The 12,813-nt window shown below is 70.3% G+C and carries 14 protein-coding genes; 11 read left to right on the top strand and 3 right to left on the bottom strand.

The window, feature by feature from the left end:
* Position 1: 1 nt before the first annotated feature.
* From VEC03_RS17870 to VEC03_RS17855, 4 genes are read left to right on the top strand one after another with little or no spacing between them, the layout of a single operon-like run.
* Complete coding sequence (locus tag VEC03_RS17870) at positions 2–1,525, top strand: hypothetical protein (protein ID WP_324918318.1); 1,524 nt, start codon at positions 2–4, stop codon at positions 1,523–1,525.
* A gap of 18 nt (positions 1,526–1,543) precedes the next feature.
* Entirely contained in the window at positions 1,544–2,611 is a 1,068-nt protein-coding gene (locus VEC03_RS17865; protein WP_324918316.1) for a glycosyltransferase family 2 protein, read from the top strand.
* The gene (locus VEC03_RS17860; protein ID WP_324918313.1) at positions 2,608–3,348 is read left to right on the top strand and encodes a class I SAM-dependent methyltransferase; all 741 of its coding nucleotides are present in this window, start codon (positions 2,608–2,610) and stop codon (positions 3,346–3,348) included. Before VEC03_RS17865 ends, VEC03_RS17860 begins: the two co-directional genes overlap by 4 nt.
* Positions 3,345–3,779: a GtrA family protein gene (locus tag VEC03_RS17855; protein WP_324918310.1), complete on the top strand. Its 435-nt coding sequence runs from the start codon at positions 3,345–3,347 to the stop codon at positions 3,777–3,779. Before VEC03_RS17860 ends, VEC03_RS17855 begins: the two co-directional genes overlap by 4 nt.
* Before the next feature lie 16 nt (positions 3,780–3,795).
* Here VEC03_RS17855 and VEC03_RS17850 read toward each other — a convergent pair whose 3' ends face one another.
* Both VEC03_RS17850 and polA read right to left on the bottom strand, forming a co-directional pair.
* Entirely contained in the window at positions 3,796–4,362 is a 567-nt protein-coding gene (locus VEC03_RS17850) for a hypothetical protein (RefSeq protein WP_324918307.1), read from the bottom strand.
* 131 nt (positions 4,363–4,493) lie between these two features.
* Positions 4,494–7,304 (bottom strand): DNA polymerase I, encoded by a 2,811-nt coding sequence (polA, locus tag VEC03_RS17845; RefSeq protein WP_324918304.1) that lies wholly within the window; start codon positions 7,302–7,304, stop codon positions 4,494–4,496.
* A 79-nt stretch (positions 7,305–7,383) separates the two neighbouring features.
* Here polA and VEC03_RS17840 point away from each other — a divergent pair, with 79 nt between their 5' ends.
* The 6 genes from VEC03_RS17840 (at position 7,384) to VEC03_RS17815 (ending at position 11,442) form a co-directional block, all read left to right on the top strand.
* Positions 7,384–7,713 carry a hypothetical protein gene (locus VEC03_RS17840; protein WP_324918301.1) on the top strand — a complete coding sequence of 110 codons (330 nt, stop codon included), beginning with the start codon at positions 7,384–7,386 and terminating at the stop codon, positions 7,711–7,713.
* A gap of 12 nt (positions 7,714–7,725) precedes the next feature.
* A complete protein-coding gene (locus tag VEC03_RS17835) occupies positions 7,726–8,688 on the top strand; it encodes a homoserine kinase (RefSeq protein ID WP_324918299.1) in 963 nt (320 codons plus the stop codon).
* 205 nt (positions 8,689–8,893) lie between these two features.
* Entirely contained in the window at positions 8,894–9,676 is a 783-nt protein-coding gene (locus VEC03_RS17830; RefSeq protein WP_324918296.1) for a BPSS1780 family membrane protein, read from the top strand.
* Complete coding sequence (locus VEC03_RS17825; protein WP_324918293.1) at positions 9,673–10,428, top strand: iron dicitrate transport regulator FecR; 756 nt, start codon at positions 9,673–9,675, stop codon at positions 10,426–10,428. Before VEC03_RS17830 ends, VEC03_RS17825 begins: the two co-directional genes overlap by 4 nt.
* A gap of 134 nt (positions 10,429–10,562) precedes the next feature.
* The gene (locus VEC03_RS17820) at positions 10,563–10,772 is read left to right on the top strand and encodes a hypothetical protein (RefSeq protein WP_324918291.1); all 210 of its coding nucleotides are present in this window, start codon (positions 10,563–10,565) and stop codon (positions 10,770–10,772) included.
* A 40-nt stretch (positions 10,773–10,812) separates the two neighbouring features.
* Positions 10,813–11,442, top strand: coding sequence for a cation transporter (locus VEC03_RS17815; RefSeq protein ID WP_324918288.1), 630 nt, complete (start codon positions 10,813–10,815; stop codon positions 11,440–11,442).
* 3 nt (positions 11,443–11,445) lie between these two features.
* On the opposite strand, the gene VEC03_RS17810 is transcribed toward VEC03_RS17815, so the two are convergent.
* A complete protein-coding gene (locus VEC03_RS17810) occupies positions 11,446–11,808 on the bottom strand; it encodes a hypothetical protein (protein ID WP_324918285.1) in 363 nt (120 codons plus the stop codon).
* A gap of 205 nt (positions 11,809–12,013) precedes the next feature.
* Between VEC03_RS17810 and VEC03_RS17805 the strand changes: the two genes are divergently transcribed.
* Positions 12,014–12,813, top strand: an 800-nt coding sequence (locus VEC03_RS17805) for a P1 family peptidase (protein WP_324918282.1), incomplete at its 3' end; no start/stop codon positions are given.

Genomic DNA, 12,813 nt, shown 5'->3' with positions numbered 1-12,813 from the left:
CATGGCCGTCCAAGGCATCCGATCCCCCGCACCCATCGGCCTGTCCGCCCTAGCGCCCTCGTTCTGGCGCCCGTCCTGGCCGCTCCTGGTAGCGCTGTACGTCTACCTGCTGACCCTGTACCAGGGCAACGTGCTGAACCTGCTGCTGCTCGACGGCGACACCTACTGGCACATAGCCGCCGGCCAGTGGATCCTGCACAACGGGGTGGTACCCACGGCCGACCCGTTCTCGCACACCATGCCCGGCGCCCCCTGGACGGCCCACGAGTGGCTCTCGGAGGTCGTGCTCGCGCTGGCGCACGACCATGGCGGGTGGACGGCGGTGGTGGCGCTGACCGGCCTGGCCTTCGCCGCGAGCGCCGGCCTGCTGATGCGGGCACTGCTCGCTCACATGCAGCCCGTGCGGGCACTGATGCTGACCGTGATGGCCGTGCTGCTCACGGTGCAGCACCTGCTTGCAAGGCCCCACATGATCGCCCTGCCGTTCATGATGCTCTGGATGATCGGCTTGGTGCAGGCGCGCGACAGGGGCCACACGCCCAGCCTGTGGCTGCTCCCCGTCATGGTGCTGTGGGCCAACCTGCACGGGGGGTTCACGCTGGGCATCGCCTTCGCCGGCTGGTTCGCGCTGGAGGCCGTCGCGCAGGCCTGGGGGACGCCCCGGATGCGAAAGGCGATCGCCGGTTGGGGACTGTTCGTGGCCTTGGCTGCCGGCAGCGCGCTGCTGACGCCGCACGGCCCGCAGGCCTTCATCTTCACCTGGCAGGTATTGATGGAAGAGCAGTACGCATTGTCCCGCATCTCCGAGTGGGCCTCGCCGAACTTCCACGCCTTCCAGCCACTGCAATTGTGGCTCCTGGGCGGCCTCGCGCTGGCGCTGTACCAGGGGCTACGGCTGCCGGTGTTCCGGCTGGTGCTCCTGCTCGGGCTGCTGCACCTCTCGCTCAAGCACGTGCGCTACATCGAGCTGCTGGGCCTGCTGGGCCCCTTGGTGGTGGCCAAGTCTTTCGGGGAGCAGTGGGCCGCCTCGCCGGCGGACCCCAAAGAGCCATCGCGCCTGGATCGGCTGTCCGCGGCACTGGCCGGCAGCAGCAGCGCCGGAGCCCTTGTCGCCGCGTTGACCGTGGCGGTTGGCGCACCGCTGCTCCTCGCCGCCGCCAAGCCACTGCAGCCGCCCGCCTTCGCGGCGCCACAGGCCGCACTGCAGGCAGCACGTGATGCGGGCGTGGCCGAGGGCCACGTGCTCAACGCCTACGGGTGGGGTGGGTACCTGATCTATTCCGGCATTCCGGTGGCGATCGACGGGCGCGCCGACATGTATCGGGAGGCCTTCCTGCGCGAATTCCTCACCGGCACCGAACTGACTGCGCCCGGCGCACTGGACAAGCTGCTAGACAAGTACCGGATCGGCTGGACCTTGCTGCCCCCCGAGACGCCGGCCGTCTCGCTGCTCGACCGATTGCCCGGATGGCAGCGCATCCACTCGGACACGACCGCCGTCGTCCACGCGCGGAAGAACCCCTGAACCCAGGCGAGGTCTGCCATGCCCGTCAAAGCCGTCGCACCCATCCCTGCCCTGTCCATCGTCGTGCCTTGTTTCAACGAGGAGGCCGTCCTGCTCGATACCTGCGATCGCCTGGCGGCGCTGCGACGGCGGCTCGTGGCGGCGGGCAAGGTTTCGTCGGACAGCGACATCGTGCTGGTCGATGACGGGAGCCGCGACCGCACGTGGGAACTGATCACTGCGATGGTGCGCGAGGGCGCCCCGGTGGTCGGCATCAAGCTCTCGCGCAACTGCGGGCACCAGAATGCGCTGCTGGCAGGCATGTCCTCGGCGGCAGGGGATGCCATCGTGACCATCGACGCCGACCTGCAGGACGATGAGGACGCGATCGAAGCCATGGTGGACGCGTACCGGGAAGGGCATGAAGTCGTCTACGGCGTGCGCGGGTGCCGCGACAGCGATACCTGGTTCAAGCGCAGCACCGCACGGGCGTTCTACTCGTTGATGGGTCGGCTGGGCGTGCACACGGTGCACGACCATGCGGACTACCGGCTCCTGAGCCGACGGGCTGTGCGTTGCCTTGAGCAGTTCAGCGAGGCCAACCTGTTCCTGCGCGGCGTCGTTCCCCTGATCGGCCTGAGCAGCACGGTGGTGCGCTACGACAGGCGACCGCGCATGGCCGGTGAATCCAAGTACCCGTTGCGCAAGATGCTCGAGTTCGCCCTCAACGGCATCACTTCGTTCTCGGTCGCGCCCCTGCGCGCTATCACCTTCCTCGGGTTCGCCGTGTCCTTTGCCTGCATCCTGCTGGCCGGCTGGGCGCTCGCGGTCAAGCTGTTTACCAGCGACGCGGTGCCAGGCTGGGCCTCGACGATCCTGCCCATCTATTTCCTGGGCGGTGTGCAGCTGTTCTGTGTCGGAGTCCTGGGCGAATACGTCGGCAAGATCTACACCGAGACCAAGCGGCGCCCGCGCTTCCTGGTCGAGAAGGTGGCGCAGCTTCGACACCGGCCGGCCCTGGCGCATGCCGTGGAGGCTGGTATGTCCGCCGGGCGCCGCCGCAAGCTCACGCATCCCCGCAACCCCCACCGCACGGTGATGCAATGAATCCGTCGGCCTATGACGAGATGGCCGGCGTCCAGGAGCGGCACTGGTGGTATGTCGCCCGACGCGAGATCCTCTGCTGTCAGTTGCGGCAGCTGCGGCTGCCCAGGAACGCGGAAATTCTCGAAGTCGGCAGCGGAACGGGCGCGAATCTCTCGCTGCTGGCGCGCTTCGGTCGCGTCACCGGCCTGGAGATGGAGCAGCGTGCGATCGAACTGGCCCGCCGCTCGCTTGGGGCGCGTGACGACATCCGCCTGCTGCAGGGCCGCTGTCCCGAGGACCTAGACCGGCTTGGCCAGAGATTCGACCTGGTCTGCCTGTTCGACGTGCTGGAGCACATCGAACAGGATCGGCTCGCCCTGGAGCGGCTGAAATCGCTGCTCAAACCGGGCGGGCGCCTGTTGTTGACGGTGCCGGCCTACCAGTGGATGTGGGGGCCGCATGACGAGCACTTCCATCACCGGCGTCGCTATGCCAAGGCCCAGCTGCTGGACGCCTGCAGAGGCGCGGGTTTCAGCGTGGTGCAGGCCTGCCACTTCAACACCCTGCTGTTCCCGCTGGCGCTGGCCGAGCGCCTGCGGGAGAAGTGGTCCGGCCGGCGCGGCCCGGCCACACGCACGCCGCCTTGGGCGCTTAACGCGCTGCTGGCGCGCGTCTTCGCAGCCGAGCGCCACCTGCTTGCGCGCATCGCGCCTCCATTCGGGCTGTCACTCCTGGTGGTGGCCGGGACTGGCACATGATCGACTTCCGATTGGCGAGGTTCGCGCTGGTGGGACTGGCCAACACGGCGGTGGGGCTGGCCATCATCTTCGGCTGCAAGGCGTTGCTCGGAATGGCCGATGCGCCTGCCAACCTCACGGGCTACACCATCGCGTTGTTGCTCGGCTTCACCCTCAATCGGCGCTGGACGTTCGGCCACGCCGGGAATCCGCAGGCGGCGTTCGCGCGCTACCTCCTGGTGCTGGGCTGTGCCTACCTGGCGAACCTGGCGACGGTGATGGCGGCGATCGACTGGCTGCACCTGGACAGCTACCTGGCTCAGGCCGCGGGCATCGTGCCCTACACCGTCACGTCCTACCTCGGCTCGCGGCTCTTTGCGTTTCCTGCCACGAAGCGCGATGCGCACATCGACAGGTCTCGCCAGGAAGCGCAGACGGCGCGGTCCGGCTGAGCGCTTCCCACCACCCTCACCCAAAGTGCTCCCACTCCCCCTCCCCCAACCCCGAGAGGAACTCGAACACCGCCTGCAGCGCCCCCTGGCGCTGCGCCCACTCGATCTGGTCGCGCAGCCGCAGTCGCTTCTGCATCGCGGAGCTCGCCGCCCAGGCCGGCCCGTCGATGGGCGCCGGCGCGGGAATGCGCTGGCCACCGGCCAGCCGCGGCGGCAGCACGGTGTGGAAAGCGGCCCAGGGTTCCGGTAGCGGACAGGCCCGGTTGTTGCGCCGGACCAGCTGCATCACGATTTCGAGATCGACGGGCGGCCGCTGCCGCTGCGTCGGGGAAGGTGTCGCCGCCGGAGCGGCGGCGTGCATGGGCTGGGTCGGCTCGAAGCCGCCGAGTCCGGGTCCGGGCGCGGGTTCGCGTGCGCCGGCGGCCGGCGGCGTGACCGGCATGCCGTGCATCCGCTGCAGGTCCTGGAAGAGCTGCCAGGCGGACTCGCCGCTTTCCTCCAGCGCCATCGGTGCCGTGGCGCGGGTGCCCGCCACGAAGGTGGCCGGCGCGGGAGGGCGGGGGCGTCTGCTGTCAGCAGCCATGGCAGCGGCCATTATGGGTCGGTGCAGCCGAGCTTGCACTCGGTGCGGACACCTGTCCGGGGCCGCTTCGGTGCGTCGCCCCACACTGGCGGCCGCCCCGCCCCGCCGTCGGAGCGGAGAAGAAAGCCCGCTCAGTGCGCCTTGTCCCAGTTCTCCCCGACGCCGATCTCCGCGACCAGGGGCACGCGCAGTTCCGCGACGGCGGCCATCAGCTTCGGGATCTCGGCGCGCACCCACTCGACCTCGTCCTCGGGCACCTCGAACACCAGTTCGTCGTGCACCTGCAGGATCATCTTCGTGCGCTTGCCGGCACGATCCAGCACGTCCTGCACCTTCACCATGGACATCTTGATCAGGTCGGCCGCGGTGCCCTGCATGGGGGCGTTGATGGCGGCGCGTTCGGCACCCGCGCGGCGCGGGCCGTTCGGCGAGTTGATCTCGGGCAGGTACAGGCGGCGGCCGAACACGGTCTCGACGTAGCCGCGGCTCTTGGCCGAGACCTTGGTCTCGTCCATGTACTGCTTGACGCCCGGGTAGCGCTGGAAATAGCGGTCGATGTACGCGGCGGCGGCCTTGGTCTCTATGCCCAGGTTGCGCGCCAGCCCGAAGCTGCTCATGCCGTAGATCAGGCCGAAGTTGATCACCTTGGCGTACCGTCGCTGCTCGCTGGACACCTCGTCCGGCGCGACCCCGAACACCTCCGACGCGGTGGCGCGGTGCACGTCCATGTTCTCGCGGAAGGCGCGCAGCAGCGCGGCGTCCTCGCTGATGTGGGCCATGATGCGCAGCTCGATCTGGCTGTAGTCGGCGCTGGCGATCACGTGCCCCGGTGCGGCGATGAAGGCCTCGCGGATGCGGCGGCCCTCGGCGGTGCGGATCGGGATGTTCTGCAGGTTGGGGTCGTTGCTCGACAGCCGCCCGGTGACGGCCACCGCCTGCGCGTAGTGCGTGTGCACCCGCCCCGTGCGCGGGTGGACCATCAGGGGCAGCTTGTCCACGTAGGTGCCCTTGAGCTTGGACAGGCCGCGGTGCTCCAGGATCTTGGCCGGCAGCGGGTAGTCCTCGGCCAGCTTCTCCAGCACCTCCTCGTCGGTGCTGGGTGCGCCGCTGGCGGTCTTCTTCAGCACCGGCAGGCCCTGCTTGTTGAACAGGATCTCGCAGATCTGCTTGGGGCTGCCCAGGTTGAAGGGCTGGCCGGCCAGCTCGTGCGCCTCCTGCTCCAGCTTCAGGATGCGCTGGCCCAGCTCGTGCCCTTGGCGCGCGAGCGCCTGGCTGTCGATCAGCACGCCGTTGCGCTCGATGCGGTACAGGGTCTCGCTGCTGTCCATCTCCAGCTCGTAGATGAAGCGCAGCTTGGAATCCCGCTCCAGCTTAGGCCACAGCGCCAGGTGCACGTCCAGGGTCTGGTCCGAGTCCTCGCAGGAATACTCGGCGGCCTTGTCGATCGCCACCTGCTGGAACGGGATCTGGTGCTTGCCGTTGCCGGCGATGGTCTCGTAGTCGATGCCGCTGCGGCCCAGGTGGCGCTCGGCCAGGCTGGCCAGCCCGTGCGGCTTGTGCACCTCCAGCACGTAGCTCTGCAGCATGGTGTCGTGCGCGTAGCCGTGCACCTCGACGCCGTGGTTGGCGAACACGTGGCGGTCGTACTTGACATGCTGGCCCAGCTTGCGCTTGGCGGGGTTCTCCAGCCAGGGCTTCAGGCGCGCCAGCACCTTGTCGCGGGGCAGCTGGTCGGGCGCGCCAGCATAGCTGTGCGCCAGCGGGATGTAGGCTGCGATGCCGGGCGCGGTGGAGAACGACAGGCCGATGATCTCGGCCTGCATCTCGTCGAGCGAATTGGTTTCGGTGTCGATCGCCACCAGCTCCGCGGCCTCGAGCTGCGCGAGCAGCGCATCCAGCTGCGTCCACGTGAGGATGGTCTCGTACTGCAGGTTGGTCACCTGCGACAGCCCCGAGAGGTCCGGCTCCGGGAACAGCGGGGCCGAAGCCGGCGCATCGGCGCGGCGCTTGTGCTCCTTGATCTGCTCCGGCGGGACTTCGTGCGTCTCGAGCTGCCTGGCCAGACCCTTGAATCCGTACTGCTCGTAGAAGGCCTTGAGCTTCTCGGTGTCCTGGCCGTTGATGACGATGTCGTCCAGCGAGGGAATGCCGGGGATGTGCTCGGCCAGCGCGCAGTCCCTGCGGATGGTCAGCAGCTCGCGCCCCCTGGGCAGCCAGTCCAGCGCCTTGCGCAGGTTCTCGCCGACGGCGCCCTTGACCTCGTGGGCGCGCGCGATCAGGTTGTCCAGCGAGCCGTACTCCTGCAGCAGCTTGACGGCCGTCTTGGGGCCGACCTTGTCGACGCCGGGCACGTTGTCCACCGCGTCGCCCACCAGCGCCTGGTAGTCCACCATCAGCCGCGGCGGCACGCCGAACTCGGCCTCCACGCCGGCCAGGTCGCGCACCTTGTCGTTCATGGTGTCGATCACCGTCACGTGCTCGTCCACCAGCTGGCTCAGGTCCTTGTCGCCGGAGGAGATCACGGTGCGGATGCCGCGTTCGCTGGCCAGGCAGGCGAGCGTGCCGATCACGTCGTCGGCCTCCACGCCGGGCACGTGCAGCACCTTCCAGCCGAGCAGCCGCACCACCTCGTGGATGGGCGGGATCTGCGCCCGCAGGTCGTCCGGCATGGGCGAGCGGTTGGCCTTGTACTCGGGATACAGGTCGTCGCGGAAGGTCTTGCCCGGCGCATCGAACACGCAGGCCGCGTAGTCGGCCCGCACGTCCTTGCGCAGCTTCTGCATCATGTTGATCATCCCGCGGATGGCGCCGGTGGCCGGGCTGGTCGGGTCGCCGGGCACCGCCCGCAGGTCGGGCATCGCGTGGTACGCGCGGTACAGGTAGCTGGAGCCGTCCACCAGCAGCAGGGTCTTGGGGGTGGCGGGGTCGGCAGCGTCGGTCATCCACGGGATTGTGCCCAAGCCGCCAGCCGCGATCGGGTCCTGCGCCGCGATGGCCGGGAGCGGCGCCTACAATCGACGCATGTCCCGCCTTGCCGCTTCGGCCTCCCTGTTGCTGCTCTCCTGCGCGGCCCTCGCACAGGCCCCGGCCGTGCTGCCGCCGCAGGAGCAGGCGCCGCTCGACGGCCGCCGCAACCAGCGCATCGAGCACCTGGTGCACGAGGACGCCGGCAGCCGCATCGAGGAGACGCGCTACGCCGGCCAGACCCAGAGCATCACCGTGCAGCCCAAGACCGGCGACGTCCCGGCCTACGAGGTGGCACCGGCGACGCCCTCGCGCAACCGCATCGCCGACGAGCGCCAGGGCTCCAGCGGTGGCGGCCAGCGCTTCTGGAACGTGTTCCGCTTCTGAGCCGGCGCTGCCATGGCCGTCTTCACCGAGGTACCGGAGGAGGAAGCGCGCAAGCTCGCGCAACGGCTGGGCCTGGGCGAGTTCGTCGCCCTGCGCGGCATCCACGGCGGCATAGAGAACACCAACTACTTCCTGTCCACCGAGCAGGAGGGCCAGCGCAGCGAGTGGGTGCTGACGCTGTTCGAGCGCCTGGGCCACGAGCAGCTGCCCTTCTACCTGCACCTGATGAAGCATCTGGCGCACCGCGGCATCCCGGTGCCGGACCCGCAGGGTGACCGTGACGGCGACATCCTGCACACGCTGTGCGGCAAGCCGGCCGCGGTGGTGAACCGGCTGCCGGGCCACAGCGAGCTGGCGCCGATCGCCGCCCACTGCGCGGCCGTCGGCGAAATGCTGGCGCGGCTGCACCTGGCGGGCCGCGACTACGACCGCAGCCAGCCCAACCTGCGCGGCCTGGCCTGGTGGAACGAGACGGTGCCGGTGGTGCTGCCCTTCCTGGAGCCGGCCCAGGCCGACCTGCTGCGCAGCGAGCTGGCGTTCCAGAACCACGTGGCGGCCTCGTCCGCCTGCACGGCGCTGCCGCGCGGCCCGATCCACGCGGACCTGTTCCGCGACAACGTGCTGTTCGAGGGCGGCACGCTGACCGGCTTCTTCGACTTCTATTTCGCGGGCGTCGACAGCTGGCTGTTCGACGTGGCCGTGTGCCTGAACGACTGGTGCATCGACCTGCCCACCGGCGCGCACGACCCGCTGCGCGCCGACGCCTTCCTGCAGGCCTACCAGCGCGTGCGGCCGCTGGCAGCCGCCGAGCGCCGCCTGCTGCCGGCCATGCTGCGGGCCGGCGCGCTGCGCTTCTGGGTGTCGCGCCTGTGGGACTACCACCTGCCGCGCGAAGCCGCCCTGCTGCAGCCGCACGACCCGGCCCACTTCGAACGGGTGCTGCGCGAGCGGGTGGCGCGGCCGGTGCAGGCCTGAAGCCTGTCGATGGCCCTCGCCTCCGCGAAGGCGGAAGATCCGGGCTTTCGCGCCTCCATCGCCATCTAAACCGGAAGCCCTGGATTCCCGCCTGCGCGGGCATGACGGTGCCTTGCGTTAAATTCCTCACGCATCCCGGCGCAGCCTTGCTCGCGCCGGCCTCTCCGCCCCATCCAACCGACCAGCTCCTGCGCACCCCTCCCGAATGAAACTCAACGTCGTTCCGCCCCGCACCGGTTTCCTCTGGGTGCGGATGGGCATCCGCACCTTCCTGCGGCAGCCACTCGCCCTGGCGGGCCTGTTCTTCATGTACATGGCCGTGGTGCTGGTGGTCACCCAGATCCCGCTGGTGGGCATGGTGATCGGCGGGGTCCTGGTGCCGGCCGCCACGCTCGGCCTGATGGCGGCCACGGCGGAAGCCTCCAGCGGGCGCTTCCCCATGCCCACGGTGCTGCTCAGCGCCTTTCGCGCCGGCCGCGAACGCCTGCGTTCCATGCTGGTGCTCGGCGTGATCTACACCGTCGGCTCGATGCTGGTCAGCCTGCTGGGTTCGCTGCTGACCGGCGGCGCACCGACTCCCGCACCTGGCGGCACGGCGCCCGAGCAGCCGCAGGTCGACTCCGGCCTGCTGGTCACGCTGCTGCTGCACACGCCGCTGTTCCTGATGTTCTGGCACGCCCCGGCGCTGGTGCACTGGCACGGCATCTCGCCGGCCAAGAGCCTGTTCTTCAGCGCGGTCGCCTGCTGGCGCAACATGGGGGCGCTGCTGGTCTACGGCCTGGCCTGGATGGGCGTGTTCCTGCTGGTGGGCAGCGTGCTGGGCCTGCTGGGTGCGGTCGCGGGGGGCGCCAACCTGGCGCGGGCCGTGATGGTGCCCACGGCGCTGCTGATGGCCGCCATGTTCACCAGCTCGATCTGGTTCACCTTCCGCGACAGCTTCACGGCGGACGACGCCCCCGTCCCCGCCACCGAGGGAGACCGCCCATGACCCGGCACCAGCTCCAGGGCCGCAGCGAAGCGGACGTCCTCTGGTTCCGCCGGCGCGGCTTCCTGCAGGCCGCCGCCGCGTGGACGGTTCTCGGCGGCTACGGCGCCGCGCAGGCCCAGCAACGCAGCAACATCGTCGAACTGCTGGGCGACGCCCTGCTCAATGGACAGCGGTTGACGCCGCAGTCCTTCATCCAGAGCGGCGACGCGATCGAGACGGGGCCGCGGTCGCACCTGGTGTTCGCCATCGGCCACTCGGCCTTCCAGGTGCGGCCGAACAGCCGGCTGGTGGTGGACCGCGGCGCCACGCTGAACGCCGTCAGCGTGCTGCGCCTGCTCACCGGGGCGGTGGCCAGCGTCTGGGGCAAGGGCCCGCAGCGCCGCATCGTCACGCCCACGCTCACTGCCGGCATTCGCGGCACGGGGGTGTATGCCGAGGTGTTCCCGGAGCAGTCGATGCGCAGCTACCTCTGCAACTGCTACGGCGAGGTGCAGGTGAACGCCGGGACGGACTCGATGCTCTCGCGGTCCAGCTACCACCAGTCGTTCTGGGGCGAGGTCGAACCGAGGAACGGGCGCTGGCTGACGCCGGCGCGCGCGATCAACCACACCGACGAGGAGATCGAGCACCTCGCGCGGCTGGTGGACCAGCGCACGGCCTGGCAGGAACTGGGGCGAAAAGGCATCAAGGACGGCCAGGGCTACATGGCGCCGCAGCCGCCGGCGGCGCATCCGGCGGCGGTGCCGAAATAGCGGCCGGCGGGCCGGCGCGCTGCGTAGCCCTTTGTGCTGCGCGCAGCTTCCGTCAGGGTGACGGCGCTTCTTCCGACAGCCACGGATCAGCGGGACCGCTGAAATCGCTCCTGGACTGACGAAAGGAGACCGCCATGTCCCAGCAAGCCCTGATCCGGGGAGAGGTCTGCTTCCGCGCCGGCGACGGCATGCTCCTGACGATCCCGGACGGCCCGGTCGACATCGAGCTCGCCGACGACAGCGTGACGCTCGGCTGGCACGAAGGCCGCGACGCCAGCTCGGCCGCGATCACGCGCGACGAGTTCGACCGCTACGTGCGCGAAGGCAAGATCCGCCTCGACTGACCCGCGCGCGGTGCGCGGGCGGCCCGCGCCCGCTGCCTGCATGTCGCTGCACCACGACCACGCCTTCGACGATGCACCGAACGAGGGGCCGGCCCCGGCCGGCTATGCCCGCGTCCTGTGGGTGGCGCTGCTCGTCAACGCGCTGATGTTCGCGGTGGAGGTGGGTGCCGGCGTCCGCGCCGGCTCCGTTTCGCTGCTGGCCGATGCCATCGACTTCTTCGGCGATGGCGCCAACTACGCGCTGTCGCTGGCGGTGCTCTCGCTGCACCTCGCCTGGCGGGCGCGGGCGGCCCTGCTCAAGGCCGGCAGCATGGCGCTGTTCGGGGCCGGCGTGCTGGCGCGTGCGCTCTGGTCGGCCTGGCATGGCGTGGTGCCCGAGCCCGCCACCATGGGCCTGGTCGGCCTGCTGGCGTTCGCGGCCAACGTGGGCGTCGCCGTGCTGCTGTACCGCTACCGGGGCGGCGACGCCAACATGCGCAGCGTCTGGCTGTGCACCCGCAACGATGCGCTGGGCAACCTCGCCGTCATTGCCGCCGCGGCCGGTGTCTTCGGCACCGGGACCTCGTGGCCGGACCTGCTCGTCGCCACGGCCATGGCGCTGCTCGCGCTCACGGCCGCGTGGAGCGTCACGCGGCATGCCCTCGGCGAGTTGCGCGCGGGCCGCCGGTGATCGTCACCGCATGAACAGCTTGGAGAAGATGACGCCGACGGCGAAGGCGACGCCGAGCGCGGCCAGCGGGTTCTCCCGGACCTGCTCTCGCGCCATGTCGCCGTACTCCTGCTGCCAACCCATCATCCGCTCGCTGCCCGAGCTGAACGACTGCTCCAGGCGGTCGACCGCTTCGTGGGCGCTCTGCGCCATGCGATGGACGCGGCCGCTGTCGCCGCCCATGCCGCCGGCGTTGCTGCCGCCCGTGTAGGCGCCACCGGACATGCCGCCGGCGCTGGTGGAGCTGCTGCCCGACATGCCGCCGGCGCCGGTCGTGCCGGTGCTGCTGCTGGTGGGGAAGGGTGAGCTGGAGGTTTCGCTGTTCATGGTGGGTACTCCGTGGTGCTGGCCGAAAAAAATGCCGGCGTCGTCGGCGGCAAGGATCGCCGGCTGGCGCCGACGGCTCTTCGACTGTAGAAAGCCCAGCGTTGGGACCCTGTCGTCCGGCAGGGGAGGACCGGGTAGGACGTCACTGACAGGTTCGATGCCACGGTTCGCGCCGGGGTCCCGCGCTTATGATGAGCCGCATCCCATGAGTGCTTCCCAGACGCTCGCGCCGCAGGGCGCCATCACCGACGTCGCCGGCATCGAGGTCGGCCATTTCACCCACGCCCGCCGCGCCACCGGCTGCACCGTGGTGCTGGCGCGCGAGGGCGCCGTCGCCGGCGTGGACGTTCGCGGCGCTGCGCCCGGCACGCGCGAGACCGACCTGCTCTCGCCCGCCAACCTGGTGGACCGCGTGCATGCCGTGATGCTCTCGGGCGGCAGCGCCTGGGGCCTGGACGCCGCCAGCGGCGCGATGCGCTGGCTGGAGGAGCAGCGCATCGGGCTCGCGGTGGGGACGGCACTGGTGCCCATCGTGCCGGCGGCGGTGCTGTTCGACCTGTACCTGGGCGACCTGTCGGTGCGGCCCGATGCGGTAGCCGGCCATGCTGCCTGCGCGGCGGCGTCGGCGCGGCCACCGGAGGAAGGCAGCATCGGTGCGGGCGCCGGCGCCCTGGTCGGCAAGATCTTCGGGCTGGAGCGCGCGATGAAGGGCGGCATCGGCACCGCGTCGGTGCGCGCGGCGGGCTTCACGCTGGGGGCGATCGTCGCCTGCAACGCGCTGGGCGACGTGGTCGATCCGGACACGGGCACGCTGGTCGCGGGCGCCCGGCAGGACGACGGCCGCACGCTGATGGACTCGCGCCGCGCCCTGCTGGCCGGCGTGCCGCCCAAGCGGCTGATCCCCGGCAGCAACACCACCATCGGCGTGATCGCCACCGATGCCGTGCTGACCAAGGCCCAGGCCGCGCGCCTGGCGACCGTGGGCCACGACGGCTTCGCGCGGGC

Source organism: Ramlibacter sp., from assembly GCF_035627355.1.
Lineage (GTDB): Bacteria > Pseudomonadota > Gammaproteobacteria > Burkholderiales > Burkholderiaceae_C > Ramlibacter.
The sequence above is the reverse complement of the archived record's forward strand: the minus strand, read 5'-3'. Positions and strand labels throughout refer to the sequence as shown.